Origin of the sequence: Candidatus Accumulibacter phosphatis, from assembly GCF_012939955.1 — a bacterium.
GTDB classification, from domain to species: Bacteria; Pseudomonadota; Gammaproteobacteria; order Burkholderiales; family Rhodocyclaceae; genus Accumulibacter; species Accumulibacter delftensis.
The window spans coordinates 1-26,687 of the sequence record NZ_SPMY01000004.1; the positions used below are offsets into that span (position 1 = coordinate 1).

The 26,687-nt window shown below is 63.6% G+C and carries 28 protein-coding genes, 1 tRNA gene and 1 pseudogene; 9 read left to right on the forward strand and 21 right to left on the reverse strand.

The features are described 5' to 3' along the window. Positions 1-288: 288 nt before the first annotated feature. Positions 289-1,452 carry an efflux RND transporter periplasmic adaptor subunit gene (locus E4Q23_RS01095; RefSeq protein WP_169064924.1) on the reverse strand — a complete coding sequence of 388 codons (1,164 nt, stop codon included), beginning with the start codon at positions 1,450-1,452 and terminating at the stop codon, positions 289-291. Positions 1,453-1,976: 524 nt separating this feature from the next. On the opposite strand from E4Q23_RS01095, the gene E4Q23_RS01100 reads away from it, so the two are divergent. After that, positions 1,977-4,049: a UvrD-helicase domain-containing protein gene (locus E4Q23_RS01100; protein WP_169064925.1), complete on the forward strand. Its 2,073-nt coding sequence runs from the start codon at positions 1,977-1,979 to the stop codon at positions 4,047-4,049. Between the two features lie 191 nt (positions 4,050-4,240). Next, positions 4,241-4,645, forward strand: a complete 405-nt coding sequence (locus tag E4Q23_RS01105) for a hypothetical protein (protein ID WP_169064926.1) — start codon at positions 4,241-4,243, stop codon at positions 4,643-4,645. Positions 4,646-4,739: 94 nt separating this feature from the next. Here the strand turns inward: E4Q23_RS01105 and E4Q23_RS01110 are convergent, their stop codons facing one another. After that, on the reverse strand, positions 4,740-5,195 hold the full coding sequence (locus E4Q23_RS01110) for a c-type cytochrome (RefSeq protein WP_169064927.1): 456 nt from the start codon (positions 5,193-5,195) through the stop codon (positions 4,740-4,742). Between the two features lie 115 nt (positions 5,196-5,310). Here E4Q23_RS01110 and E4Q23_RS01115 point away from each other — a divergent pair. After that, positions 5,311-5,387, forward strand: a tRNA-Arg gene (locus tag E4Q23_RS01115). A 169-nt stretch (positions 5,388-5,556) separates the two neighbouring features. Continuing rightward, positions 5,557-6,672 (forward strand): annotated as a pseudogene (locus E4Q23_RS01120) (Fic family protein). Between the two features lie 58 nt (positions 6,673-6,730). Here E4Q23_RS01120 and E4Q23_RS01125 read toward each other — a convergent pair. From E4Q23_RS01125 to E4Q23_RS01135, 3 genes are read right to left on the reverse strand one after another with little or no spacing between them, the layout of a single operon-like run. Next, the gene (locus tag E4Q23_RS01125; protein ID WP_169064928.1) at positions 6,731-7,303 is read right to left on the reverse strand and encodes a hypothetical protein; all 573 of its coding nucleotides are present in this window, start codon (positions 7,301-7,303) and stop codon (positions 6,731-6,733) included. Between the two features lies 1 nt (position 7,304). Then, the gene (locus E4Q23_RS01130; RefSeq protein WP_169064929.1) at positions 7,305-8,483 is read right to left on the reverse strand and encodes a M48 family metalloprotease; all 1,179 of its coding nucleotides are present in this window, start codon (positions 8,481-8,483) and stop codon (positions 7,305-7,307) included. Between the two features lie 6 nt (positions 8,484-8,489). Next, positions 8,490-9,248: a hypothetical protein gene (locus tag E4Q23_RS01135; RefSeq protein ID WP_169064930.1), complete on the reverse strand. Its 759-nt coding sequence runs from the start codon at positions 9,246-9,248 to the stop codon at positions 8,490-8,492. A gap of 142 nt (positions 9,249-9,390) precedes the next feature. Between E4Q23_RS01135 and E4Q23_RS23420 the strand changes: the two genes are divergently transcribed. Next, positions 9,391-9,582: a hypothetical protein gene (locus E4Q23_RS23420; RefSeq protein WP_248595171.1), complete on the forward strand. Its 192-nt coding sequence runs from the start codon at positions 9,391-9,393 to the stop codon at positions 9,580-9,582. 12 nt (positions 9,583-9,594) lie between these two features. Next, positions 9,595-10,236 carry a penicillin-insensitive murein endopeptidase gene (locus tag E4Q23_RS01140; protein WP_336511582.1) on the forward strand — a complete coding sequence of 214 codons (642 nt, stop codon included), beginning with the start codon at positions 9,595-9,597 and terminating at the stop codon, positions 10,234-10,236. Between the two features lie 350 nt (positions 10,237-10,586). On the opposite strand, the gene E4Q23_RS01145 is transcribed toward E4Q23_RS01140, so the two are convergent. Both E4Q23_RS01145 and E4Q23_RS01150 read right to left on the reverse strand, forming a co-directional pair. After that, positions 10,587-10,943 carry a ParB-like protein gene (locus E4Q23_RS01145; RefSeq protein WP_169064931.1) on the reverse strand — a complete coding sequence of 119 codons (357 nt, stop codon included), beginning with the start codon at positions 10,941-10,943 and terminating at the stop codon, positions 10,587-10,589. Continuing rightward, a complete protein-coding gene (locus E4Q23_RS01150; RefSeq protein ID WP_169064932.1) occupies positions 10,895-11,317 on the reverse strand; it encodes a ParB/Srx family N-terminal domain-containing protein in 423 nt (140 codons plus the stop codon). The genes E4Q23_RS01145 and E4Q23_RS01150 overlap by 49 nt, the downstream gene beginning before the upstream one ends. Positions 11,318-11,588: 271 nt before the next feature. On the opposite strand from E4Q23_RS01150, the gene E4Q23_RS01155 reads away from it, so the two are divergent. Further along, positions 11,589-12,272: a 3'-5' exonuclease domain-containing protein 2 gene (locus E4Q23_RS01155; RefSeq protein WP_169064975.1), complete on the forward strand. Its 684-nt coding sequence runs from the start codon at positions 11,589-11,591 to the stop codon at positions 12,270-12,272. A 19-nt stretch (positions 12,273-12,291) separates the two neighbouring features. Here the strand turns inward: E4Q23_RS01155 and E4Q23_RS01160 are convergent, their stop codons facing one another. From E4Q23_RS01160 to E4Q23_RS01180, 5 genes are all read right to left on the reverse strand, one after another. Further along, a complete protein-coding gene (locus E4Q23_RS01160; protein ID WP_169064933.1) occupies positions 12,292-12,882 on the reverse strand; it encodes a 1-acyl-sn-glycerol-3-phosphate acyltransferase in 591 nt (196 codons plus the stop codon). A 171-nt stretch (positions 12,883-13,053) separates the two neighbouring features. Beyond that, on the reverse strand, positions 13,054-13,374 hold the full coding sequence (locus E4Q23_RS01165) for a DMT family transporter (RefSeq protein ID WP_169064934.1): 321 nt from the start codon (positions 13,372-13,374) through the stop codon (positions 13,054-13,056). Positions 13,375-13,385: 11 nt separating this feature from the next. After that, complete coding sequence (locus E4Q23_RS01170) at positions 13,386-13,709, reverse strand: DMT family transporter (RefSeq protein WP_169064935.1); 324 nt, start codon at positions 13,707-13,709, stop codon at positions 13,386-13,388. A gap of 13 nt (positions 13,710-13,722) precedes the next feature. Further along, entirely contained in the window at positions 13,723-15,240 is a 1,518-nt protein-coding gene (locus tag E4Q23_RS01175; protein ID WP_169064936.1) for a DUF3482 domain-containing protein, read from the reverse strand. Then, positions 15,237-16,697, reverse strand: coding sequence for a DUF2868 domain-containing protein (locus E4Q23_RS01180; protein WP_169064937.1), 1,461 nt, complete (start codon positions 16,695-16,697; stop codon positions 15,237-15,239). Before E4Q23_RS01180 ends, E4Q23_RS01175 begins: the two co-directional genes overlap by 4 nt. Before the next feature lie 256 nt (positions 16,698-16,953). Here E4Q23_RS01180 and E4Q23_RS01185 point away from each other — a divergent pair, with 256 nt between their 5' ends. Further along, complete coding sequence (locus E4Q23_RS01185) at positions 16,954-17,349, forward strand: hypothetical protein (protein ID WP_169064938.1); 396 nt, start codon at positions 16,954-16,956, stop codon at positions 17,347-17,349. A 123-nt stretch (positions 17,350-17,472) separates the two neighbouring features. Here E4Q23_RS01185 and E4Q23_RS01190 read toward each other — a convergent pair whose 3' ends face one another. From E4Q23_RS01190 to E4Q23_RS01225, 8 genes are all read right to left on the reverse strand, one after another. Further along, complete coding sequence (locus E4Q23_RS01190) at positions 17,473-18,408, reverse strand: carbohydrate kinase family protein (protein ID WP_169064939.1); 936 nt, start codon at positions 18,406-18,408, stop codon at positions 17,473-17,475. 73 nt (positions 18,409-18,481) lie between these two features. Beyond that, entirely contained in the window at positions 18,482-19,660 is a 1,179-nt protein-coding gene (locus tag E4Q23_RS01195) for a DUF3426 domain-containing protein (RefSeq protein WP_169064976.1), read from the reverse strand. A 3-nt stretch (positions 19,661-19,663) separates the two neighbouring features. After that, positions 19,664-20,554, reverse strand: coding sequence for a 50S ribosomal protein L11 methyltransferase (gene prmA, locus E4Q23_RS01200; protein WP_169064940.1), 891 nt, complete (start codon positions 20,552-20,554; stop codon positions 19,664-19,666). Between the two features lie 16 nt (positions 20,555-20,570). Next, positions 20,571-21,935 carry an acetyl-CoA carboxylase biotin carboxylase subunit gene (gene accC / locus E4Q23_RS01205; protein WP_169064941.1) on the reverse strand — a complete coding sequence of 455 codons (1,365 nt, stop codon included), beginning with the start codon at positions 21,933-21,935 and terminating at the stop codon, positions 20,571-20,573. Between the two features lie 15 nt (positions 21,936-21,950). Beyond that, positions 21,951-22,406 (reverse strand): acetyl-CoA carboxylase biotin carboxyl carrier protein, encoded by a 456-nt coding sequence (accB, locus tag E4Q23_RS01210; RefSeq protein WP_169064942.1) that lies wholly within the window; start codon positions 22,404-22,406, stop codon positions 21,951-21,953. Between the two features lie 73 nt (positions 22,407-22,479). Further along, positions 22,480-22,971: a type II 3-dehydroquinate dehydratase gene (aroQ, locus tag E4Q23_RS01215; protein ID WP_169064943.1), complete on the reverse strand. Its 492-nt coding sequence runs from the start codon at positions 22,969-22,971 to the stop codon at positions 22,480-22,482. 48 nt (positions 22,972-23,019) lie between these two features. Further along, a complete protein-coding gene (locus E4Q23_RS01220; RefSeq protein ID WP_169064944.1) occupies positions 23,020-23,571 on the reverse strand; it encodes a TlpA family protein disulfide reductase in 552 nt (183 codons plus the stop codon). Further along, a complete protein-coding gene (locus E4Q23_RS01225; RefSeq protein ID WP_248595172.1) occupies positions 23,568-24,104 on the reverse strand; it encodes a hypothetical protein in 537 nt (178 codons plus the stop codon). Before E4Q23_RS01225 ends, E4Q23_RS01220 begins: the two co-directional genes overlap by 4 nt. A 249-nt stretch (positions 24,105-24,353) precedes the next feature. Here E4Q23_RS01225 and mpl point away from each other — a divergent pair, with 249 nt between their 5' ends. After that, positions 24,354-25,712 carry a UDP-N-acetylmuramate:L-alanyl-gamma-D-glutamyl-meso-diaminopimelate ligase gene (mpl, locus tag E4Q23_RS01230; protein ID WP_169064945.1) on the forward strand — a complete coding sequence of 453 codons (1,359 nt, stop codon included), beginning with the start codon at positions 24,354-24,356 and terminating at the stop codon, positions 25,710-25,712. Between the two features lie 4 nt (positions 25,713-25,716). Here the strand turns inward: mpl and cyoE are convergent, their stop codons facing one another. Further along, a complete protein-coding gene (gene cyoE, locus E4Q23_RS01235) occupies positions 25,717-26,613 on the reverse strand; it encodes a heme o synthase (RefSeq protein ID WP_169064946.1) in 897 nt (298 codons plus the stop codon). Positions 26,614-26,687: the final 74 nt, after the last annotated feature.

Below are 26,687 nucleotides of genomic sequence, written 5' to 3' on the forward strand. Positions count from 1 at the left end.
CCCTTCTCCTTGCGGGAGAAGGGGCAGGGGAAGAGGGAAACGGTCATGACTTTCATGATTTGGGGTGTCTCCACGTGTCATGACCGTTAATGTGAAAGTCGCGCAAGCGACTCACGAAACTCCCTTCTCCCCTCGCGGGAGAAGGGCCGGGGGTAAGACGGGGAATTCTGGGCGCATGCGCCCAGCCCGTCGAACGATTCCGGCGTGCAAGCCGGAATGCGCACTGCAAGTGAGAGGGGAAACGGTCATGACCTTCACGATCCGGGGTATTTCGACAGGTCATGACCGTCAGCGGCCGCTTGCCGTCGCCTGGGCATCAAGCGCGTAATGTGCACCGGCCTTGACGCCGGCGCGTTCGAGCGAGGTCACGACACGATCGCCCGGCGCCAGTCCTGCGAGCACTTCGGCAAACTCCCAGTTGGCGAGGCCGGTCTGCACCTGCCGCTCTTCGAGCTTGCCCTCGGCACCGGCGACCAGCACGCGCCCGCCTTCGAGCAGCGCCGAGGTCGGCACCCGAACGACGTCCGCACGCACATCGAGGATCACTTCGATGTCCGCGCTGTAGCCGACGAGCAGCTTGCCGGGTGCCGTCGGGTCGTCGAAAGTGGCTTCGATATCAACGGTGCGTGCCTGCTTCTCGACCGCCGAAACGTAAGGCGCCACGCGCCTGACCTTGCCCGGGAAGGACTGCCTGGGCAGCGCGTCGAGGCTGATGCGCACCGTCTGCCCGGCCGCAACGCGCGGCGCATCGACTTCGTCCATCGGTGCCTTGACGTACAGGCAGGAGTCGTCGATGAGATCGATCGCCGGCGGTGTCGGCACGCCGGGCGGCGACGGTGTCGAGTACTCGCCGACCTCGCCGACGATCTTGGCGATGGTGCCGGCAAATGGCGCGTAGAGCACCGTCCGGCCTTCCTCGACGCGGGTCAGGTAGACGCGCGCTTCGGCCTGCAGGACGTCGGCTTTGGCGGCAGCGCAGCCAGCGCCCCTGGCCAGTGACTCGCTGCGTGCGCTGTCTTCCTTGGCCTGCGAAACAAAGCCCTTGGCGCGCAGGCTTGCCTGCCGCTCGGCCTCGCGTTCGGCGTTGGCGGCGACGGTGCAGGCTTCATTGACACGCTGGCGCGCAGTGGCCACCTGCGCTCTGTACCATGCTTTCTGCGCCTGCTGGTCGTCATTCCACAACTTCATCAGCAGCTGGCCCTTCTCGACCCGGTCACCTTCCTTGACCGCCAGCACTTCGATGCGACCGCCAGTGATCGTCGACAGCCTGGTCCGCTGGCAGGCTTCGATAGTCCCCGCGCGGGTGTTGGCGATCGTCGATTCGACCAGCCCACGCTCGATTTCCCTGAACACCACCGCCACGGGTTCCGGTCGCGTCGCCCACCACACCCCTCCGGCGATCAGTAGGACGACAAGCACAGCCAACAACAGACGGCGGATCAGTGGAGACATGGCGACATGGCGGTGGGGCTCAGGGTTGGCAAGGAGCAATAAAAAGTGTCGGCTACCTACTCCCCTCCCCCTCGCGGGGGAGGGGCCGGGGGAGAGGGGGAATCTGCGCTACGTCGCGCCCATCGAGGTATTCAGGATGGCTGCGGCTTGGTTCTTGTTCTGCGGCGGGGATTTCAAGTGCCGCCCCTCTCCCCAACCCCTCTCCCACAAGGGGCGAGGGGCTATCCGGGGGGGCCACGGCGTTGGCCTCGAAAAAGTGAGCCGCTTGGCAGGGGTGAGGCCAGATCAGGGACGGCAAACACTTCGACGGGAGCTTTCTTCACTGGCACAGGGGATGGCGAGGCGGCTTGATGGCAACGCCTGCCATGTTCCGACGAAACCGCGTCAGTGGCAAGGACAGAAAGCGTTGCCACCTCTGCCTGGCCCCGGGCGTTTGCAGCTCAATCCCGGCGAAATCCCGGCTGTCGCGCAGATAGCCGCGCCAATGACAGCAGCCGGGGCGAGCACAGCGGCCCCCAGCCAGCATGCTAGAATCGCGCCCCGCTTTCGCCTCTTCCGCTCCTTCCGTCTGCTTCTTTCGTCCATTCCCGCCCCGCTCTTGGTTACTCGCCCGATGCTCTCGCTCAACCCCCCCGCAACGCGAAGCGATCCGCTACCTCGACGGCCCGCTGCTGGTTCTCGCCGGTGCCGGTTCGGGCAAGACGCGCGTGATCACCGAGAAGATTGCCTATCTGATCGAGTCCTGCGGCTTCAGCCCGAGCAACATCGCCGCCATCACCTTCACCAACAAGGCGGCGAAGGAAATGCAGGAGCGGGTGAGCAAGCTGCTCGCCGACAAGCCGTCGAAGGGCCTGACCATCTCGACTTTCCACGCGCTCGGCGTGCGCATCCTGCGCGAGGAAGCGCGCACCCTGGGCTACAAGCCGAACTTCTCGATCCTCGATGCCACCGACTGTTTCGGCATTGTTTCCGAGCTGGCAGCCAGCGTCGACAAGGCGGTCATCCGCAAGCTGCAGACGCTGATCTCGAACTGGAAAAGTACGCTGCTTTCGCCCGACCAGGCCCGCAAGGACGCGCAGAACGACACCGAACTGCTCGCCGCGAATGCCTTCGCCAGCTATTCGGCCACTCTGCAGGCCTACCAGGCGGTCGATTTTGATGATCTGATCGCGCTGCCGGTGGCACTCTTCGAGAAACATCCGGAAGTGCGCGAGAAGTGGCAGAACCGCCTGCGCTATCTGCTCATTGACGAGTATCAGGACACCAACACCAGCCAGTACCAGCTGCTCAAGCTGCTCGCCGGGCCGCGCGCCGCGTTTACTGCGGTCGGCGACGACGATCAGGCGATCTATGGCTGGCGCGGCGCCGACATCGAGAATCTGCGCGGGCTGCCGCGCGACTATCCAAAGCTCAAGCTGATCAAGCTCGAACAGAACTATCGCTCGACGGTGCGCATCCTCAAGGCGGCCAATGCGTTGATCGCGCACAACGAAAAACTCTTCGACAAGAAGCTGTGGTCCGACCTCGGCCATGGCGATCCGATCACCGTCAGCGTCTGCCAGGACAACGAAAAAGAAGCCGAAGCGGTGGTCATGAAGCTGCAGGCGCATCGCTTCGAACATCGTGGCGCGTTCAAGGATTACGCCATCCTCTACCGCGGCAACTTCCAGGCGCGGGCGCTCGAACAGTTCCTGCGCAACCAGCGCATTCCCTACCTGCTTTCCGGCGGTCAGTCCTTCTTCGACAAGAGCGAGATCAAGGATCTGGTTGCCTACCTGCGGCTGCTGGCCAACGAGGACGATGATCCGGCGTTCATCCGCGCGGTGAGCACGCCGCGGCGTGGTGTCGGCACCAGCACACTGCAGGTGCTCGGTGGCTACGCCGGCGAACGCCACCTGTCCTTGTTCGCGGCAGCTTTCGAAGAAGGCTTCGCGCAGCGCGTGCAGCCACGCCAGCTTGCGCCGTTGCTCGGATTCTGCGAATTCATCAATCGCCTGCAGGCGCGCGCTGGCAGCGATCCGGCGGCGCAGTTGCTGAGCGAGTTGCTCAACGCCATCGCTTACGAAGACTGGCTCACCGAGCACGACGAGAAGCGTGCGGCGCAAACAAAGTGGGGCAACGTGCAGGAGTTCTGCGCCTGGTTGGGCAAGAAGGGCCAGGAAGAAGGGAAGACCTTGATCGACCTCACCCAGACCATCGCCCTGATCAACCTGCTCGACAAGAATGAAGGAGACGTCGATGCCGTCCAGCTATCGACCCTGCACGCGGCCAAGGGCCTGGAGTTCAAGCACGTCTTTCTGATCGGTATCGAAGAGGGCATTCTGCCGCACCGCGAAGCGCAGGCCGACGGCCGCATCGAGGAGGAGCGCCGCTTGATGTACGTAGGAATCACGCGCGCGCAGCGCTCGCTGCACCTGAGCTACTGCGAGCGACGCAAGCAGGGCCGCGAAAGCATCCCTTGCGAGCCTTCGCGTTTCGTCGCCGAGATGGGCGATGACCTGCGCGTTTCCGGTGGCAAGAGCGCGGCGCCGCCGGACAAGGCCGCCAGCTCCGATCGCCTGGCGGCGATGAAAGCGATGCTCGGCAAGGCCAAGTAAGCTCTGCTGAGTTCTGAAAAGGCCCGCTGCACCGAGCGGTGGTTACGCCGTGTTACGCGACGTTACGCATGACCTGACATCGCCTTGGCAAGCGCTCGCGTTACTGTTGGCAAGGCCGAGACAACAGAAACAGCAAAGCGGCCGAGCGAGCAAGAACCAATCAACCTCAGAACCAAGCTCAGGAGATCCACATGTTCAAGAACATCATCGCCGTTGCCATCGCCGCTGCTTTCAGCACCGCCGCCTTCGCACAAACACCTTCTGCCGCTGACGCCACCAAGGCCGTCGAGGCGGCGAAGCCAGCCGCAGCAGCGGCCGTAACACCAGCTGTCGCGACGCCGGCCGTGGCGGCCCCTGCGCTGACCCCGGCCGTTGCCGCCACCGCAGCTGCAACCGCTCCTGCCGTTGGCAGCGCCGTCGCCAAGCCCGAGATGAAGGCTGCAAGCAAGACGCCCGTCGCCATGCCGAAAGCCAGCACCCCGACCGCAGCAGCCAAGGACATGGCGAGCGGTAAAGTGGAAGCCGCCGGTGGCAGCGCCGTTCCCGCTACCGTACCTGCCGCCGCCGCGGCCGCCGTTCCGGCCGTGACCAAGTAAGCTTCGGACACATCCCGAGTTTGCGGAGCAGCTTTCCGCAGCAAAAAAAGGAGACCGCGAGGTCTCCTTTTTTTGTACCACCGAATCGAAGGTTTTACTGCGCCAGGCCGACGAGGTGCTCGACCGCAGCCTTGATCTCCTCCTCGGTCAGGTCGGCGCCACCGCCTTTTGGCGGCATCGCGCCCTTGCCGTTGGTGACACTGACGATCAGGGCATCGCTACCAGTAGCGATACGCGGCCCCCAGGCGGCCTTGTCGCCCGCTTTCGGTGCGCCGGCGACGCCAGTTCCGTGGCAAGCCATGCAGACCGACTTGTACACCGTTGCGCCGTCACGCGGCTGGCCGTCGGCCGCGGCTGCCGGCGCTTTCGCCAGCTCCAGCTTGGCCACCGGCAGAATGCGGACATAGACCTCATCGGCGTAAGTGTCGCTGCGCGTTTCGCTGCTGCCCTTGCCGATCATTGAAAGCGGCCAGATGACCACGATCAGAAGAACGGCAATGACGATGGTGATCACCAGGATCGTTCGTGAAGAGAATTTTGTTTGCGCCATGCCGGATCCTTGTTTGTCTGCGGGTTAGATGACGAATTGTAACGCCGTTTGCCGCCGCCCAGAAGTGCCGCGCTGGACTGCCCGGGGCAAACCGGTTAAGCTTCGCACCCTGCACGCGCCCGTAGCTCAGCTGGATAGAGTACTGCCCTCCGAAGGCAGGGGTCGGACGTTCGAATCGTCTCGGGCGTGCCAAGAGCAAACACGAGTGGGCACCTATAGGTGCCCATTTTGGCGTCTACGCCCGGCTTCGGCGCACTCTTGCGTTGCTGGCAATCAGCGTCGGGAAGACACGGACGATGCGACCTCGGGGACGTCGAGCTCTGCCGTAAGCGTCGCATGATTTGCGCTGTTTGCTTGGCGTTTGTGCGGAGATTATCGATACATCTGGCAAACCGACGGCTGGCCCAGCTGGCGCTACGATCTGTCGACCCTTGCTGGCGCGCTGGCCGAGGTCAGCCGGGCGCCGGGAGTGCTGATGGAGCGTCTTGCCGACGTCGGCATGTCGCTGCAGAGCGAGGCCAGCCTGACCGCCCTCACCGAGGACGTGCTGCGCATCAGCGAAATCGAAGGGGAAAAGCTCGACGCTGAATCGGTTCGCTCGTCGACTGCCCGGCGCCTCGGCGTGGATATCGGGGCCTTGGCAGCGCTTGACCAACATGTCGAGGGTGTCGTCGGAATGGTGCTCGACGCGACGTCGAATTGTTACGCCGAGATCTCTTGCGACCGCTTGTATTCATGGCAGGCAGCGCTTTTTCCAACCGGCTACTTGGGCATGGCCCGGATTCGCGTTGGCAGCCGGCGCGATGATGCCGACGGACCGATGCAGGTGGTGTCAGGTCCTGTCGGCCGACAGCGCGTGCATTTTCAGGCGCCACCTGGCGAGCGTCTTGAGGAGGAGATGCGCCAGCTGTTCGAGTGGGCCAATGGCGACCCTGCGGACCTGCCGCTGGTCCGTGCAGGATTGGCCCATCTGTGGTTTGTCACTCTCCATCCATTTGATGACGGCAACGGTCGCGTCGCGCGCGCCCTTGGGGATCTGTTCCTGGCGAGGGCCGACGGCAGCACGCAACGTTTCTGTGGCCTCTCGGCGCAGATCCTGCGGCAACGCAAAGCCTATTACGAGATCCTCGAAAGGACCAAGAAAGGGGGCATGGATTTGACCGAGTGGCTGGCCTGGTTCCTGACAGCCCTGAACGACGCAGTGGCCTAGGCGCAACTCTCGCTCGATACCGTGTTGGCCAGGGCACGCTTTTGGCAGCGCCTTGCCGGCATGCCCTTGAATGCGCGCCAGACCAAATTGCTCAATCGCTTGCTCGATGGATTCGCAGGCAACCTGACGACCACGAAGTGGGTAGCGATCGCCAAATGCTCGGCCGATACGGCACTGCGCGAATTCAGCGATTTGGTGTTGCTTCGCGTGCTGCGAAAGTGCGACGCGGGCGGCCGCAGCACGAGCTACGAGTTGGTCGAACGCTGAAATGGCCGGGGGAGCTTGCCTGCCAGGACCACGGGGCCTCCCGTGGTCCGTCACCCGCTCACCTGCCGATACGCACCGATCTTGCCACCGCCTCGGCGCGAGCAAGGTGTTTGCCGTAGTAATGAGTACGCGCGGCCTCGAAGACGAGCATGTACAGCTTACCGCCGCGCACCGCAGCATAAGCGACGCCACGCATATCGAGTTCGTCGCCCTTGCGCACGCGGGCGAACTCGAAGCGGAAACCCTCGCTGCTGGCGAACTGCGCCGGGGCCAGCTTCCCGCGCTGAAATGTGCTGCCGTCGTAGCTGGCAAAGACCTCGTACATCTCGACGATCTCGTGCGCCGGCATGGCCGCGCGGAACTTCGGAATCTGGCGATCGGAGCGCTCTCGCAGGGGGGCAAGCGGCTCGCCGTCGGCGATACCTACGTAGAACACCAGCCGATCAAGCGGCAAACCGTCGGAGGTCCAGACCTCGGTGTTCTTCGGCGTCCCTATTGCCAGACGATTCCAGGCACTGTCGGGAGTTGCCGTCATCGCTTCGCCAAGTTTTACTTCACCGGGCTCGATCTTCGCCATCGCGGCACACCCCGACAGGAACAACACCAGTAGCAGCAGTAGTGAACGTGACACCTCAACTCCCTTCCCGGAGATAGCCCCGAATCATCTCGACATCGTCGCCGTCAGGACGTAACGACAGGTAGCGCTGAAACGATTCGCGCGCGGCTTTCTCATCGCCCGCCTGGCGCTGCAACATGGCCCGCGATCGATACAGTTCGGGGGGGAATCCCGCGCGCGCCTCCGCTTCCCCGTAGGCGGCCAGAGCACGTTCGCTATCGCCCGCCGCAGCCCGCAGCCGATAAGTCTCGGCAAGGAAAAAGCGTAGCTCGCCGTTGTCCGACTGCGCCAACAACCTCTGCAGCAGCGCGATTGTCTCGCCCGATTTGCGTCGTCTCAATTCGTCCTCGAGCCATTCGCGGCGATGACCACGCAGCTGCTGGGCCAGCGCTTCGCTACCGGTATCGGCGTTGCTCCCGCCCATCGTCGCCGCGTTTTGAGCCATGGCCAGACTGCGTTCCTCAGGGTCGGGGTGGCTGGCAAAGAGGATGCTGCGCGTGCCTGCATCGCCCGCCCAGTCCTCCTCGGCCTTTAGTTCAGCGAACAGTTGCCCCCACACCGTCGACGCTTCGAGCGGCGGGTAGCCGGCGGCGAGCATCAACTCCTGCCCGATACGATCCGCTTCGCGCTCGTGTTCGCGCGAGTAAGCGAAACTGCCGCCGAGCAGCGCCAGTTGCGCGAGAGAACCGGCGGCACCGACGCCGGCCGCACCGAAGGCCATGCCGAGAAACTGCCCAAAGGCACTGCGGGCCTTGGCATCGCGCAGCTGCTCGACGCCGTGGCGCGCCAGGTAGTGGCCAAGCTCGTGACCCAGGACCGCGGCCAGCTGCGCCTCATTGGCCATGCGCAGCAACAAACCGGTCCACACCTGCATCATTCCGTTCGGTGCCATCGATGCGTTGAAAAACGGCGATCGGACCAGATAGACGCGGGTGTCCGGGCAATGGTCCCCCGCCAGCCGGCAGGCAACGCCTGAAACGTAGTGATTGAGCGGCCCGTCGCGCAGCAGGAAGCGACTGCGTTTGAGTCGTGCCTCCTCGCGATCGAGAAAGGCCCACAGGCCGCCCTCGTCGCTGGCGGGGTCTGGCCGTTGCAGTCGTGGCGGATTCTGCCAGCCCTCGGCGGCCACCAGCGACCCAGCGACACCGATCAGGCCACAATAGGCACCACAACGAAGGAAGCCTCGGCGCTGCATGGCCTTTTACTCGGGGAACTTTGCCAGCAGTGCATCCGCCGACTCACGCGCCTTGTCGAGCTCGCGCAGGTCACCGCGGGCGCGCAGCAGGCGGTTGAACCAGACGATCCTGCCGGTGGACAATTCGACCAGCGAGGCATAACCGACTTGCATACCTCCCTGCAGGCCGACACCGAGCAGCGCGCCGAGGACCATCATTGCCGCACGCTCACTACTCGCATAGCTGTCACGGACGTAGGAAAACAGTGCGTAGTCGGCTCCGGTCTGGTTGCGGATGGCGATCGCCTCGTCGCCGAGAGACCAATCGAGCCTGCCCTCTTTGGTCGGCAGATCAAAGCCACTGATGGCCAGCCCGACCGCGCCGTGCAAACGATTGAGGCGCTGGATGACCTCGTCGGCATCGTCGGGTAGCGGCTTGAAGTTGACCTCAAGAGCACTCTGGCGGGTCAAAAAGGCTTCCCAGAGATTGGCGTGTGCCTTGGCCGTCCATTCGGCCTGTGGCTCGACAACGCCGCCGGCACTGATCGAGTACAGCTCGATGTCCAGCGGCATCAATGTCACTAGCGCCCCTTGCGGTAAACGCGAAAATCCTTCGGCGAGCCTGGCCTGAGCCGCGGCAGCGATCGGCAAGCAAAGGAAGAAAGCCATCAGCCAGAAACGGCAGACAAGACCTGTACGCGAACGCTTCACGAGTTTCCCCAACGCCTCTTCCCGGTAGCCGGTGCCCGGCTCAGCATGCAAGACCACGTCACAGCGAAATACCATACCGGTGTCGATAGTATTCTGTCAATACGTCGCGGTCAGCCGCCTCAACGGTCGTCCATCCGCGCTGCGCTGTTGCGACTAGCGAGCCGATGTCGCGGTGCTAGACTTAAGCCGTTCTCTCCCCTCACTCGGGCTTTCCACCATGAACCGATGCCGCTTGATGGCCACCTTCGCCCCCCCCCTGTTGCTCGCCACCTGGCTCACTGCAGGCGTCACCGGCCCTGCCCTGGCCAGCCCCTGGGCGCAGGTCATAATCCCCAGCGATGAAACCACGAAAGTCATCGGAGGCGTTTCCAACGGCTGTATTGCTGGTGCCCAAGCGCGCGCCGCCTAAGGCGAGCGCTACATCAACATCCGCCGCGGCCGCAACCCCTTCTACGGGCATGCCGCGCTCGTGCACTTCGTCTCGGACCTCGGCCAGAGCCATGCCAGCCGCGGCGAGGGGCTGGTGATGGTCGGCGATCTGAGCCAGCCCAGGGGCGGGCTAATGTCCAACTCGCGCCGCATCCATCAGAACGGCCTGGATGCGGACATCTGGTTCCAATTTGCCGTGTCCGCCGCCGCCATCCGCGACACCGAAAACCAGCCCGACCCGCCAAGCATGCTCGCCGCGAACGGTGAGGAGCTTGGCCCTCTCTGGGGCGACGACCAGAAAGCCCTGCTCAAGGCCGCAGCCGACGACCCCAGGGTGGACCGCATTTTCGTCAACCCGGCCATCAAGCGCGGCCTGTGTTCGAGCGAACCGGACCCGGCCTGGCTGCGCAAGCTCCGCCCCTGGTTCGGCCACGACGCCCCCTTTCACGTCCGCTTGCGCTGCCCGCACGACAGCACCGCGTGCGAGCAGCAGGCATCGATCCCGGCTGGCGATGGCTGCGCGGAGCTCGACTGGTGGTTCAGCGTCGAGGCCCGCACGCCGGCCAAACGCTCAGCTCCCCGCGCGGAGCCCGTCATGCCAGCGGCCTGCCGACCACTGCTCTTGATCAACTGAGCGCTGTGCAGAGGCCGGCGCTCACTTTCTTACAATTGCATGCGTAGGGTGAGCTCTTGGCTCTTGCCCTAGCAGCTGCAGCGGAAAAAACCAGGAACACGCCTCTGCTACCGCTCGGTTATTGGCCCACAGGGAGCTTTTCCGGTGTCCGAAAGGGCCGGACCACTACAGACCGACAGCGAGTTCCGCCGGCGTCTGAAACCGCCTGACCAGTACACGCCAAAAGCGCGTAAGAATGGGCACCTCAAAGGGTGCCCATCCAGCCGCCGCTGATGATTCTCGCTACCGCCGCGTCACGCTGCTTCGATCGAACTCGACAAGCAGCCGATCCCGGCTGCTTGCTTGCTGCCTTACCCCGAGCGACCGACGAAACCCGGCAGCCCGGCCGCCTCGGGAGAGCTTGCCAGGTAGCGTGCCCAGCCGAGCTTCTCGGCGTAGTCGTCGGGGTCGGCTTTGCGGATGTCTTCCAGGGTCATCTCCATGCAGTTCTTCTTGCACGTCAGCTGTTCGTCGAAGATCACGCGGGTGCGGAAAAAGCTGCCCCATTTGAACTCGGCGAAAATGGCGTTGTTCGGGTCCTTGACGTAGCCATCGGCTTCGCGCACCAGCCAGGAGAGGCTGCGGTAGAGGTCGTTGTCGAGGTCTTTGACGTGCTGTTTCAGGTGTTGGGATTGTTTGGGCCGGCTCCCATGGCGTCGAAGGGGCAAACCCAGTTATTGGCAGCCATCGTCTTCCAGAAGTGTTTTCCTTCGATGGAACTCCAGTTGCGGGTGACCATGGCCGGGATGTCCATGTCGCCTTTGGCGCGCCAGAGCGAGATGCTCAGATGGTGGTGGTCGATCAGGTAGTACTGAGCGTCGTTGCCGATGATCACCGGGACGGCGCGCGGCAGGAGATGGTCTTCCAGCGCGCTGTCGCTCTTTTCCTTGATGTTCGCTACCTTGGCGTTCCCTTCGTCCATGCCGACGGCGTTCTGCGTGGGCTTGAGATCACTGAGCTTGAGACGCCCCAGCGTACCTTGCGGGCTCTGTGCGGTGATTCTTGGGAGAAATCCGCATACCCCGTCATTCTTCTTGGCCATTGATCACTCCTGCTGTGGTGGACGTCGTTGGTCGTTTGGGTAGGCTGCGTGCTGCCCGTTTCGGACTGCTCCCGGCGCGTGTGGAGACGGAGATGGCTGCGGATCCTTTCGCCGGGGTTGGATCTCTCGGGATGTTATGCCGATAGAGACCGGAGATTCACCCCTCCACCAAGCAGCGCTTTCGACGATAATCCGTGCCTTGATGCTTGCGCTTTTCGCGCAGGCGTAAGCAGGTAACGAGCTAGTTCTCTCCAGCGAAGTGATGCAGCAAATGACAGATGCGACGGGTCCGCAGCGGCCGACCAGAGAAGAAATTGCGCAGCTCCCGCCTTTTGCCGGCCTGACCCTTGATCGTATTCATCTGCTCAAGACGCCAGCGCAGTTCGAGGCCGCGCGAGGCGCGATCCTGGGTGCCGGTTTTATTGGCTTCGATACCGAGAGCAAGCCGACCTTCGCCAAGGGTGAACCGGCCAGCGGGCCGCACGTCGTCCAGTTCGCGCTGCGCGAGCAGGCTTTCATCGTTCGCGTTGACGGCGAAGCGGCGTGTGAATTCATCAAGAGCATCGTCGAATCAGAGGCGGTCGTGAAGATCGGCTTCGGGCTCAAGTCGGATCGGGTGGTGCTGCTGAGCAAGCTTGGTGCCCGCATTCGAGCCATGGTCGATCTGGCCGACGCCTTGCGCAGGAAGGGAATTCGCCAGACGCTTGGCGCGAAAGCGGCGGTGGCCATGGTCCTCGGACAGCGCCTGCAGAAATCGCGTTCGGTCACGACGTCCAACTGGGCGCGTCAGACTCTGTTGCCAAACCAGTTGCTTTACGCGGCGAATGACGCCTACGCGGCTTTGGCGGTGTTTTACGCTCTCGACCTGCACCTTGCGCCGGTTCCCGCGGCTGAAACTCTAGAGCCCGCCGAGGCCGCCACGCCTGTCGAGTCAGTTCCGCCGCCTGCGGCTTGACGCACGGTGCGCCGTGGCATCAGTCGGCGTGGTACTGGCTGGCGTTCTTGCCTTTGAACGGTGCATAGAAAGCCTTGATGGCGGCGATGTCGGCCTCGACGTCGCCGGTCGGCACGAAGATTTCTCCGAGGCCACTGACCTTCCTCTCGTAGTCCATGTAGGCCAGGACGATCGGTACCTGTGCAGTGACGGCGATGTGGTAGAAGCCGGTCTTCCATTCCCGCGTCTTGCTGCGCGTTCCCTCGGGCGGGACTATCAGTTGCACCGGGCCATCGGCAGCGCCGATCGCCGCCGCCGAGGCAGCGACCAGATTGTTGGTCGTCTCGCGCGCCACGGGGATGCCGCCGAGCCAGCTCATCAGACCGCGAAATGGTGGTCGAAAAATCTGCGCCTTGCCCATCCAGTAGATATTGAGCCGCAGGGCGAAGGCGACCATCAGCGTGTAGGGCAGGTCCCAGTTGCTGGTATGCGGTGCGGCGATCAGCACGCTCTTGCTGGCGGAAGCCGGCAAACTGCCCTCGATTTTCCAGCCCGTGATCTTCAGGAAGCTCACCGAGAAGGCGCGCAGCAGGGTGTTGACGATCGGGGTGGTGAAGATTGTGCGGTGCATGGGTCTGCCTGTTGGTTACGGCGCAAAGCAGCTTGTCGGAGGGCAGACCAGCGCGTTGAAAACACCTGCTGCATTATCGCCTGTCGGGGCGCTGCATGCGTGCAATAAATCCGTTCGCCGTGATCGCGAAAGCGGGCGTCCGCCTGATTGCGTGCGCGCGCCTGCGCCGCGCTAGGCGACCAGCTTCAGACCAAGAATGCCGGCGACGATCAGTCCGATGCAGAAGAAACGAGCCAGCGTTGCAGCGTCCTTGAACACCACGATGCCGAGCGCGAAGGTGCCGACAGCGCCGATGCCGGTCCACACGGCGTAGGCGGTGCCCATCGGGATGCTCAGCTGCGCGTAGAGCAGCAGTGCGCCGCTAGTGGCCATGCAGACGCCAGCGAAGGCGATCCATCCCCGGTGCGTGCCGCGCTCGCTCTGCCCGAGTTTGAGCCCCAGCGGCCAGCCGCACTCGAAAATGCCGGCGGCGAGCAGTGCGATCCAGTCCATGGTCTGTGCGCCTATTTCGAAGCGAGCTTGAGGCCGACGATGCCGGCGACAATCAGGCCAACGCAGAAAAAGCGCTCGACTGTTGCCGCCTCGCCCAAAAGGAGGATGCCGAGGAAAAAAGTGCCGGCGGCGCCGATGCCGGTCCATACGGCGTAGGCGGTGCCCATCGGAATCCGCCGTTGCGCGATGAGCAGCAAGGCGCCACTGGCGGCCATGCTCACCGCCGCGAAGGCCAGCCAGCCCCACAGGGCGCCGCTCTCCGACCAGCCGAGCTTCAGCCCGACCGGCCAGCCCCATTCAAAAACGCCGGCGAACAGCAGGGCGATCCACTCCATGGCTTTTCCTCCGTCAGCCCGGCTGGCCGGGGTAAAGCTCGGCGAGCAGCTGGCGGGTGAGCTCGGTGAGCAGCGGCCTGGCCGCCGTGGCGACGGTGCTCGTGTCCGGGCCGCCTGGAGCGACGCCACCGCTGGCGGCACCATTTACGCGCCTGCCCTCGCGGCCCGACCAGGTGGCGACCAGGGCTGCCTTGGCAGTGGTGACGGCCCGGCTCACCAGTGGCGGCCAGAACGCCGGGTACTCGGTCTCTCGCCACTGGCCGCGTCCGCGGCCGTAATGGGCGACGGCCAGGTAGCGCAATAGCGAGCTGACGACCAGTTCGCAGAGGAAGCTGTCGTCCCAGCGCAGGGTCGTGCCGCGTCGGCCGCGCGCCATATTCACGCCGCGTGCTATCCCGGCGCCGCCGAGAGCGCCGACGACGGCGCCGGTAATCACGCCCGCGCCGAGTGTCAGCCCGGCGTGCGCGATGTCGACCCCGAGACCGGTCAGCGCACCGGACACCGCGCCGCTCATCAGCGCCGCCTTGCGTTCGTTCACCGGCGCTTCGACACTCACCGTCAGCGCGATGCGCCGCAGCAGTTCGTCGCTGGCGTGGCCTTCGAGTTCGTGAATGGCGATCAAGCGGTCGAGGCCGGCCTGCAGATCGGCGTCGATCCGCGCACCAAGCGCCTGCACGGCGTGTGCTTTGTCGTCCTTGGCGGCGGCGTCGCCGGCATGGGCATCGCGGCCGACACCCAGTGCTCGCTTGAGGTCGCGCAGCGTTCCCGTGAGGCGCGTTTCCGGCAGTGTCTCGAGATCCAGAGCGGCGCGCGCCAGTGTTTCGGCCAACACCGCCATCGCGGCTTCGAACTGCCGCTCGCGGCGCAGCTGCCAGGCACCGACCAGGCGTGTGTAGGCCTCCCGACGTTGGGCCGGCAGGATCTTGCCGACTTCCTGCAGCAGGGTGATCTCCTGCACCCAGCAGCGCGCAAAAGCGTCCAGCGGCAGCACCGAGCGGACGACTTGATAGTTGGCCAGCAGCTTGCGCCAGCGCTCGTGTTCGACCGCTTCCTCGGCGGCTGGCCGCGAGCGACCGGTCTGGTTGAGGAGGACGATGACCGGTTTGCCGATCCACTCGAGAACCGCCAGCTCGGGTTCCAGGTAACCGGCGTCGGTCGGCTCTTCCGAGGCATTGACCAGATAGAGGACGACGTCGGCCTGGTCGCGGACATTGCTCACCGCCTGCTGCGTGAACCACATCGAGCGATCACGAAAACGATCCCATACTTGCCCGACGAACCAGCCGATGGGGTTGCCTTGCTGGCGCAGTCGCTTCGCGAGGCGGGCGCTGTCGCCAAATCCGGGCGTATCCCAGAGCGTTAGTTCGTCGCCCGCGGGCGTGCTGATCAGCGAGTAGGCGTTGACGTCGACGGTGACGTGCGCCGCGTCGCGTACTTCGCCTACGTCGTAGCCGAGCAGCGTCCGTGCCAGGGTCGTCTTGCCGGCATTGGTATGCGATATCAGCGATAGAGAAATACGATCTTCGCTCATGCAGAGCCCTCCAGACGGCGTTCGATGTCGTCCTGCGCGGCGCTCAGGTCGGGCTGCGCGAGATCAAGAAAAACCGGGATGAGGCCGAGCTCGGCGAGATCAGTGAGCTCGGCTCGCCAGGCCGCACGGCGCTGTTCGAGGCGTCGTGGATCTGGGTCGAAGCGGGCGTGCCACGGCGCCTCATCAACGAGCACCAGGACTGGCCCGGCACCCGCCAGGGTGCGCACGGCGCGAATGAAGGCGCCCTGGGTTTCGCGCTCCGGGGTGGCGACCAGGCTGAACAGCGCGACGCGCGGACCGCGACTGTCGGTTTGGCTGGCGGCGGCGAGCGCTTCTTCTTCGCCATAGCTCACCGGCGTCGCCCAGTCGAGTTGTGCATTGTCCCCGAAGACTCGCCCGAGTAGGCGTCGCAGTCCGGTCATCGTGGCTGCAGCCGGATGATAGCTGTAGGGGATGACGCTCAGGTGAACCGGTCCGGCGTGGTAGCCGTGCAGCAGGCGCTGATAATAGGGGTTGGTAAAGTCGCCGAGCAGGCGGGCGCTGCGCCGCCGTTCGAGCAGTGCGCTGGCAGTGCCGAGCACGAGGCGCGGCACAATGACGACGATGAATAGCGTTGCAGCCAGCAGATGCAGCCACGGTGCGGCATTTTCGGTGGCCGGCAAGACGCCGAAGCGGATGGCGGCCAGTCCGTCGACGTCGGGGAGGACGCTGCCGGTGAACCACAGCCCCGGCGCCAGCAGCACGCTGAGCAGGCGGTGCACCGCTTCGGCGTCAAGAAAAGTGCTTTCCCAGCCGGCGCGATACTCGAAAGCGAGTCCACGCAGGTACAGTCCGCTGATGATGCCGGTGGCAAGCAGCGCAGCCGAGAAGTGCAACAGGCGCGCAACCCGTGCTGCGTACAGCGCTGCGGCGATCTGGCTCCAGTCGCTGAGCAGTTTCGGCAGCACCGCCGCCGGCATGGCCACGCCGCGTTGCCGTAGCCGGCGACCGCTGCCAAGCAAGCCGCCGACCACGAGGCGGCGCAGGGGGCCCGGCTCACTGCTTGCTTTGTTGCCGCGGCGCAAGCTGCTGACGAGAATCAACAGGTAGACCGCCAGATTCCAGGTCAGCAAGCCGAGCACCGGTGGCGCCAGCAGGTTGATGCTCTGGCCGGATCCGATGCGATCGATGAGCAGCCCAGCGGCAAACGACAGGATCATCAGCAGGGCGCCAATCCAGCTACGCCACAGCAGGCCGTCGACGATGCGAACGAAGCCGGGATCACGGGGCCGCAAACGATCGACCGCAAACCGGGCGCGGCAGGCGACGAAAACGGTAGGCGTGGCGCCTTCACCGACGGCTTCTGCAGCGGCCCGGGTGGACCACGAACGGTCTTCGTCAGTCCAGCTTTCCCGGTCCCCGTCGACGGTTTCGATAGCGCGAACCGCAGTGGTCAGCAGGGCGTCTCGTTCATTCATCGTCGGGCGAGATCAGCAAGAAAATACGCGAGGGAATGCGCGCCGCAATGAGCGGGAAATGGTGGGGGGCTATGCATACCGGGCAGAGTGTCTCTGGCCCCGGCAGCCCTGTCAACCGCTGCACACGGTCGTTTGTTGTGGCGCTCTGGTGCAAGCCATGGCGCGAGCTGCCTGCGGATTTTGTCGTTTGCCAGAAACCTGTCATGCTGTTTTCTGTCCCTTTCCATCTTCAATGATTCGAGGTTTCCGCGTGCCAGTGCAGCGCTCCGTCATTCTCAGCATCGCCATCCTGCCGATAGTCCTCGCCGGCTGCGTCTTCCCCTTCTTCCAGCAGCCGTCGTCGATCGTTCCCGTCGCGCAACCGGGTATCACCAGCGAGAACGGGCAGCTGCAGATTCCGCTTGGCAGCGGGGTGTACCTCTGTGAGCTCGGCCGCAGCGTCCTGGTGCGGCGCGATACACAAGACCCTCGCGTCATCGAGCTTGACTGGCAGGGCAAGCAGCGAACCTTGCGGCGCTACGATTCGAGCTCGGGCCTGCCGCGCTACGAGGACCGGCAGAATGGCCTGCTGTGGATCGATCTGCCCTGGAAGAGCGTCCTGATGGATGCCGGGACCGGCCGCCCTCTGGCCAACGAGTGCAAGCTGAATTAGCAGGGAAATTGCAGGCTTGCTGAGGCGCTTGCTCAGGCCGCTCCGGGCAGCGGTGCAGGAATTGCTGCCGGAATGCGTACTGGCGTCGGCCTCGAAACCAGAAGCCCCCTTACGGCCAAGCGCTTACCAGGGGCGGCTGCCAAAAGCGCTGGAAAAATGATCGGCGATGTCCTTGCGCGTCGGGCGATGGTTCTGCCCGCCGCGATGAGCGATCTTGATGGCGCCCATGACGGCGGCAAGCCGACCCGTTTTCTGCCAGTCCCAGCCGGCGACAATTCCGTACAGCAGCCCTGAGCGGTAGGCATCACCGCAGCCGGTGGGGTCGACGACGGTAGCGGCCTGAACACAGGGAATCTCATGGCAGACGCCCTTGCTGTAAATCCGCGAGCCTTCGCCACCAAGGGTGACGATAAGCGCTTCGACCTCGTCGGCGAGTCGTTCGATCGAGCGATTGCTGCGGTCGCAGAGCAGCTTCGCTTCGTAATCGTTGAAGCAGGCATAGGTGGCCAGGCGCATGAAGTTCATCAGCTCGTCACCGGAGAACATCGGCAGTCCCTGGCCGGGATCGAAAACGAAGGGGATACCGGCCGCTGCGAGGTCTTGCGCGTGCTGCAGCATGCCGTCGCGGCCGTCGGGAGCGACAATCGCGAGGGTCGCGGCAGCTACGTCGGCGACCTGATTGAGGTGCGAGTAGCTCATTGCGCCGGGGTGGAAGGCGGTGATCTGGTTGTCGTCGAGGTCGGTGGTGATGAATGCCTGGGCGGTGAAGCTGCCGGCAATCCGGCGCACGTGTGCCCGTGACAGGCCAAGATCGTCCAGGCGCAGCAGATACGAGTCGGCGTCGTCGCCGACGGTGGCCATGATCAGTGGTTCCCCACTCAGCAGCTTGAGGTTGTAGGCAATATTGCCAGCGCAGCCACCGAACTCGCGGCGCATTTCGGGAACCAGGAAAGCAACGTTCAGGATGTGAATCTGCTCGGGCAGGATGTGATTCTTGAAACGATCATGGAAAACCATGATGTTATCGAAGGCGATTGAGCCGCAAATGAGTGTCGACATGGATCTTCCGGGAAGCTGAGTCGAGATTAAGAAAAAAAGACGCCTGCCGCGAGAATCGTGAATCAACAAATGCTCACGGATAAAAGAGGTAAAGCCGGTAGCCCGCCGCATTGACCTCATTGGCCTCCAGCCACAGTCGAACTTCGACGTCGGCGTTGGCGGCGAACGATTTCTCGGCGAACTGCAACGGCGTGAGGTACTCGTCGGCCGTGAAAACGCGCCGTACGATGGCCTTGTCGGCGTTGTCGGTGAGCGTCAGTTCGATCGCCGGGTAGGCTTGGGCGTAGCCGGCCCGGTTGCGCAGCGTCGCCTGTAGCGTCAGCAGCTTGTTTCGTCCCGGGTCGCTCTGCAGGTCAGAGGCTTCGATGCTCACCAGCTCGACGTTTCGCGGTAGTGGAATATCAGTGCCCAGAGCGGCGCTCAGAGCGGCCAGTACCGGCCGAGTGCTGGGGGCGGTGAGGGCGATGACGCCGCGGAAATGAAAAATCGCCTGGCCGACCAGGGCCAGGGTCAGGACGATGATGGCAATCACGAAGGGCGCGGCCAGCGCCTTGCCGGCGACCGGGGGGACGGGCTGACTTAGCGCACCTTCCAGCCAGCGATCGTAAGCCGGCGCTTCCTTGTTCTGACTCGCGCGGAGGCCGTGCTCGGCGGCGCCGATTGGCGGGACTTCGGTGACTTCCGCGACCGTCGCCGCCCGCTCGGCGGTGATCGGTGGCGCATCGGCTGCCGGGCTGCTGGGCACCATCGCCGCAACAGGGTCGGGAATGGTGTGCTGCGCCGGGTGCTGAGCAGGGTGCGTTTGCTCGGCGCTGCGCTCGAGGGCTTGTGCAGCGAAGAAAGGCTCGGTGCGGCCCGGGGGCTCGTAGCTTGTCGGCGCGGAGGCGTAAGCGGCACCCGTTTCTGCGCCTTCTTCGCTCTCGTCAGCGTCCATCCCTTCGCGCAGCAGCATGGCGACGGCTGGGGTCGGCGGCGCCCCTTCCTCGCTGTTCGGCGGCCGCGGTGTCCGGGTGGAGAGAAAGTCCTGCGTTCGCCACGGGGTTTCCCTTTGGAGCAGTGTTTCTGATGCGAACGGAGTATCCGCCGGCGTCGGGAGCGGTGCACGGATGATTGCTTCGGCGTCGTCGAGCAGGCTGTCCAGAGCGTTGAAAACCCGTCGGCATTGCCCGCAACGGACTTTCCCGGCACGCGCTTTGAGTTGCTCAGAGGTGACGCGAAAAATCGTCTGGCAGTCCGGGCAGCAGGTTTTCATCGGCTAGTCCTTTATGCCGGCCAGGCACACCCAGCCATCGCGGGTGTCGGCGACGCGCAGCACCAGGTAGGGCGCATAAGCGGCGACCAGCTGCTCGGTCTGCTCGGCGAGGATTCCGGACAGAGCCAGGCGACCGCCGCGACGCACATGCCCGCAAATCGCGGGTGCCAGCACTTGCAGCGGATTGGCCAGGATATTGGCGACGACGATGTCGAATTGCCCCTGCAGTTCGTGTTCCGAGTCCTGGAAGCGCACCGCGACGCCATTGCGCTCGGCGTTACTGACCGATGCCAGCACGGCCTGTGGGTCAATGTCCACCCCCAGCACGTCGTTGGCGCCGAGGCGGGCCGCGGCGATGGCCAGGATGCCGGAACCGCAGCCGTAGTCGAGGACCGAGCTTGCCGGCATAACGCAGCGTTCGAGCCACTCCAGGCACAGACGCGTGGTCGGGTGCGAACCGGTGCCGAAGGCCATTCCGGGATCGAGCACCAGAACAATGGCTTCCGGATCGGGTGCGTCGTGCCATGAGGGAACGATCCACAGACGCCCCGAGATGCGAATCGGTTCGAATTGCGCCTGCGTGACCTGCACCCAGTCCTGCTCGGCGACTTCTTCCTGGGAAAAAAACGCTGCCTCGTCGAGGCCGGCCCGCTCGGCGCAGATGCTGACCAGTCGCGCGCCATCGGTGTCCGGCTTGAGCAGGGCGATGACGCGCGAGCGCTTCCAGCCAGGGCGGGTGATCGATCCGGGCTCGCCGAATTGCGGCGTTTCGTCGGCGGTGCCGGCGTCGGCATCCTCGATGCTGACGGCCAGCGCCCCTTCTTCAAGGAGCGCGTCGGCCAGCGCCTCCGCGTGCAGGCAGTCGGTTTGGATACTGAGGGATAGCCAGGCCATCGATGATCGGCGCCGTTCAGCCGCCCTTCTTGAGCTCGTTCTTGGCGGCCAGCCGCTGTTCGAGATAGTGGATGCTGGTTCCTCCCTCCATGAAACGGGCGTCGTGCATCAGTTCCTGATGCAGGGCGATGTTGGTCTTGATGCCTTCGATGCTCATTTCCGAAAGTGCCGTGCGCATGCGGCGAATCGCCTGGTCGCGAGTGTCGCCGTAGGAAATCACCTTGGCGACCATCGAATCGTAGTGCGATGGCACCGTGTAGCCCTGATAAATATGCGAGTCCACGCGGATACCGGGCCCGCCGGGCGGGTGATAGACGCTGATTTTTCCGGGTGAAGGAACGAAGGTGAACGGGTCTTCGGCGTTGATTCGGCATTCGATGGCGTGGCCGCGGAAAGCCAGATCACGCTGCTTGAAGCGCAGTCGCTCGCCGTCGGCAATACGGATCTGCTCGGCGACCAGATCGATGCCACTGATCAACTCGGTGACCGGATGTTCGACCTGAATTCGGGTGTTCATCTCGATGAAATAAAATTCGCCATTTTCGAAGAGGAATTCGAAGGTTCCGGCGCCCCGATAGTTGATGCGCCGACAGGCTTCGGCACAACGCTCGCCGATGCGGGTGATGTGGCGGGCGGCTATGCCGGGAGCAGGCGCTTCCTCAATGATCTTCTGATGACGACGCTGCATGGAGCAATCACGTTCGCCGAGGAAGACTGCGTTACGGAAACTGTCGGCAAGCACCTGGATTTCGATGTGGCGTGGATTCTCCAGGTATTTTTCAAGATAAACATTCGGATTGCCGAAGAAATTCTGAGCCTCGGTGCGGGTCATGGTGACGGCGTTGGCCAGCGCCGCTTCGGTGTGCACGACGCGCATGCCACGGCCACCCCCACCACCGGCCGCCTTGACGATTACCGGGTAGCCGACTTCCTTGGCCAGGCGCAGGATTTCTCTCGGATCTTCCGGCAAGACACCTAGCGAACCAGGAACACAGGGAACCTCGGCTGCACGCATGGCCTCCTTGGCGGAGACCTTGTCGCCCATCAGGCGGATGGTTTCCGGGCGCGGGCCAATGAAAACAAAGCCTGAAGATTCCACGCGCTCGGCAAAATCCGCGTTTTCCGAAAGAAAACCGTAGCCGGGGTGAATGGCTTCTGAATCAGTGACTTCGGCCGCCGAAATGATCGACGGAATGTTCAGGTAGCTGAGCGCCGAAGGTGGCGGACCGATGCACACCGATTCATCGGCGAGTCTGACGTACTTGGCGTCGCGATCGGCCTCCGAGTGCACAACGACGGTCTTGATGCCGAGTTCGCGGCAGGCGCGCTGGATACGGAGTGCGATTTCGCCGCGATTGGCGATAAGGACTTTTCCGAACATGACGGAAGACCCCCCTTAGCCGATAACGAATAGCGGCTCGCCGTATTCGACGGGCTCGCCATTCTCGACCAGAATGGCCTTCACCGTACCTGCGCGATCGGTTTCAATCTCGTTGAGCAATTTCATTGCTTCAATGATGCACAGCGTCTCGCCGGCTTTGACGACGCTGCCCACCTGGACAAAGGCGTCAGCCCCCGGACTGGCTGCGCGGTAGAAAGTGCCGACCATCGGTGCCTTGACGACATCGCCTTCGGGAAGCGTCGGTTCGTCAGTCGGGGTGATGGTGACCGTTGCCGGTGCGGCGGCCATCATCTGCGCCGGGGTGGCCATCGATAGCGCGTAGGCCTGATGAGCCATGGCGCCGCCGTTTTTTACGATGCGGACCTTTTCCTCGGCGTCGTTGATCTCGAGTTCGGTGATACTCGACTCCTCGACGAGATCGATCAGCTTCTTTAACTTGCGTAGATCCATTAATGCTCTCCGGATGAAGATACTCTTTCGCGGCCAGGGGCCACGATCGCCTGACAAAGTGTTGCTTGAAGGCTCACTCAGCAGAAACCTTGCTCAGCAGGTATTCGAGCGCCAGCAGGTAACCCTCGCTGCCAAGGCCGGTGATGACGCCAATCGCCAGATCGGAAAAGTACGAGTGGTGGCGAAAAGCTTCGCGTGCGTGAACGTTGGAGAGGTGGACTTCGATAAAAGGGATGCCGGTACCGGCAATGGCATCGCGCAGGGCGACGCTGGTGTGTGTGTAGGCCGCTGGATTGACAATCATGTAACCGACGCCTTGCTGGCCGGCGGCGTGCACACGCTCGATCAGCGCTCCCTCGTGGTTGCTCTGAAAGGACTCCAGGTTGACGCCCGCACTCTCGGCGCGCTTGGCCAGGGCCAGATTGATCTCGGCGAGAGTGGTCGAACCGTAATGCTTGGGTTCGCGGCTGCCGAGAAGGTTGAGATTCGGCCCGTGCAGGACGAGCAGACGCGGCGAATCCGACTGCTTGTCATTTTCCGCTGTAGCGTGCTTTTGCCTCTTCATGGCCGCAAGTTTGCCGCAAATCGGCACATTTTGTCCAGCAACTCGTCGTCAGCCGGCGGTCAACTTGCGGAGAAAATCGTCCAGCTCGTTCTCCGACAAGGTCCCCAATCGGAGCAGCCGCCCGGCACCGTCTAGATCGAGAACGACGGTGTAGGGAAGGCTGAGCGTCGAATTACCGAACCGGTTGGCCAGTTCAACGCCCTTGGCGCCACCAATCAACAACGGGTAGGCGACTGGATAACGTTCCGAAAAGGCCTGCACGCTGGCGGCGGAATCCAGCGCGATACCGACAAATTGCACTCCTTTAGGTGCGTGCACCTGCTGCAGGCGCGAAAAAGCCGGCATTTCCTCGCGGCATGGGGGGCACCAGGTGGCCCAGAAATTGACCACCAGGGTCTTGCCGCGCCATTGCGAAAGCGCTTGCGGTACACCTTTCTCGTCGGCAAGCGTGCTGGCAAAAAAGTGCGCGACGGCGTCGCTCGGGAGCGTTGCAAAAACGTGCTGGATGGTCTCGGAACGTTGCGCAACGGTGTAGACGGCAGCGAGTAAGGCGACGACAGCGGCAAAAAGCCCGAACAGAAATCCCCCGCCCTTGCTCATGCTGAAGACATTCCCTTGTGCGCCAGAAGTTTGTGCACCTTTGCCAGACGTGCGCGCTCGCGGATGCGGCCGTCGCGCGTCTTGAAACTCACCCGCTCGTCATCGCGTGGATAGACCACCAGGTTGGCGACCACGCCGTCAATGAGCAGGGTCAGCACCGCCTCGGCACGATCGGTGCGCGGCGCGTTGTGGCGGTAGCTGATGCGCTCGTTGAGCAGAAAAATCTCGACATCCTTGGCGCTATCGGTGAACAGCTGAATGTCGATCTCGGCATAGCGGCCGGCGGTGCCGTCGAGCACCGAACCGCTGAGGTAGGGGTTGAAACGCTGCACGGTGGTCATCAGCCGCGCCGCGATGCCCAGCAACTGCATTCGTCTGGTCTCTTGTTCGTCTTCCTGAAAGAGATGTTGGTAGGTTCGCAGTTCGGCCTCTACTTCAGCGTCGTCGGGCATCGCTGCGTTGTCCGGCAAGCCGAGGCTGCGCGCCGCCTTGCGTTTGGCGAGGGCCGCGGAGGCGATACCATCTTCGGCCATCAGGCGCGCGGCGATTTTGGCGATATGGCTGCGCTGCTGGGGGGGGGCGCTGGCGTTCCTGTCGGCTGCTCATCAAAGCGTTCCGGTGGGGCTTGGCGGTTGCGAAGGGCTAGCGGGGTAGTGGTGGGTAGTAGCGGCGTTGTCGGGGCAGGCAAGACAAGTGAAGGCAGGAGAAGGCAGGAGAAGGCGGGGCGTCGCCAGAGGTACAATCGCGCCTTCCTCGGCACAATTCTAACTTGGATCGGCTAAATGCATATTCATATCCTCGGCATTTGCGGCACCTTCATGGGTGGTCTTGCCCAGCTGGCGCGCGCTGCAGGCCACCGGGTAACTGGCTGCGACAGCAGCGTCTACCCACCGATGAGCACGCAGCTCGAAGCGGCACAGATTGAGCTTGTCGAAGGCTATGCTGCGGCACAAATCGCTTTCGAGCCCGACTGCTATCTGGTTGGCAATGCGATCTCCCGCGGCAATGCGCTGCTTGAGGAGATCCTCAACCGCGGTCTGCCTTATCTCTCGGGGCCGCAATGGTTGGCCGAGCATGTCCTGAAAGGACGCTGGGTGCTGGCCGTCGCCGGGACGCACGGCAAGACCACGACGGCTGCCATGCTGGCGTGGATTCTCGAGCATGCCGGCCTGAGCCCCGGCTTCCTGATCGGCGGCGTGCCGAGGAACTTCAGCGTTTCGGCGCGGCTGTCCGGGGACGACAGCAACTCGCCATTCTTTGTGATTGAAGCCGACGAATACGATAGCGCCTTCTGCGACAAGCGATCCAAATTCATCCACTACTCGCCGCGAACGGCGATCCTGAACAATCTCGAGTTCGATCATGCCGACATCTTCTCCGATCTGGCGGCCATCGAGACGCAGTTCCACCATCTGGTGCGCACCTTGCCGAGCAATGGCCTGCTGCTGTCGAATGCCGCCGAGGGTAGTCTGGAGCGTGTCCTGGCGCGCGGCTGCTGGACGCCGGTCGAACGTTTCAACGACCCGCAAGGCTGGCATGCCGATGGCGATGACGCAACCGGCTCACTGCAGCTGTGGCAGGGCGAGCAAGCACTTGGCAGCGTGCAATGGGGGCTGAGCGGCGCGCACAATCGGCTCAACGCGCTCGCCGCCCTGCTGGCCGCCAGGCACGTCGGGGTGCCGTTCGCGCAGGGCCTGGCGGCGCTGGCGACGTTCGAAAACGTCAAGCGGCGTATGGAGCTGCGCGGTAGGGTTCGCGGCGTCGAGGTCTACGACGATTTTGCGCACCATCCGACGGCGATCGCGACAACGCTCGGCGGTTTGCGGCGCAAGGTGGGGGGCGCGCGCATTCTGGCCGTTCTCGAACCGCGCTCGAACACCATGAAGCTGGGCGTGATGAAGGCCTTGCTGCCAGCCAGCCTGACTGACGCCGACCGAGTTTTCTGTTATGCGGCGAATCTCGGTTGGGATGCCGCCGAAGTGCTCGCCCCGCTAGGCGAGAAAGCCATCGTCGAAGACGATCTGGCGCAGCTGGTGGCGCAGATTGCTGGCGCCGCACGCGCCGGAGACCAAGTGCTGGTGATGAGCAACGGCGGTTTTGGCGGCATTCACGACAAGCTGCTGGCGGCGCTTGACGCCTGATCGATCAGCGCAGGAAGTGATCGGCGAGCAGCGCGGTGAACAGCAGGGTCAGATAAATGATTGAATAGCGAAAGGTCAGCCTTGCCAGCTTGTCGCTGTAGTCTCGCCAGAGAGTGACGCTGTAGACGAGGAAAACGCCGTCGAGAATCAGTGCTGCCGCCAGATACCAGGGGCCACTCATGCCGAGCGTATAGGGGAGGATGGTCGCGCCGGTGAGCATCACCACGTACAGCAGGCTGTGCAGGCAGGTCAGGCGGATGCCGTGGGTGACCGGCAGCATCGGCAGGCCGGACTTGGCGTAGTCTGCGCAGCGGTAACAGGCCAGCGCCCAGAAATGTGGTGGCGTCCAGATGAAAATGATCAGAAACAGCACCAGCGCTTCGGCGCCGACCTGGCCGGTGATTGCCGCCCAGCCGAGCAGCGGCGGCATGGCGCCGGAGGCGCCGCCGATGACGATGTTCATCGGTGTTGCCGGTTTCAGCACCACCGTGTAGATCACCGCATAGCCGAAAAAGGTGGCCAATGTCAGCCACATGGTGAGCGGATTTACGAAGGCGTGCAGGATCCACAAACCCAGGCCGCCGACCAGGGTGGCCAGGGTCAGCGTCTCCCTTGCCGATACTTCGCCACGCGCTGTCGGGCGGGCGCGCGTTCGCGCCATGCGGGCATCGATTTCCTGCTCGATCAGGCAGTTGATTGCGGCGGCTGCACCGGCGACCAGAGCGATGCCGACCGAGGCGGCAACAAACAGCCCGAACGGTGGGAAGGACGGCGCGGCCAGAAACATGCCGATCATCGCCGTGAACACGATCAGGCTGTTGACGCGCGGCTTGCACAACTCGAAGAAAGCCGCCAGGCGTTGCCCGGGCGAACGCCGGGAGCTGGTGCTGATCACTGCCATATCGCTTTCCTGTCGCTTTCCTGTTTCATCGTCCCACGGTCATGAGATGACCGCTTTCCTCTTTTCCGGACCTT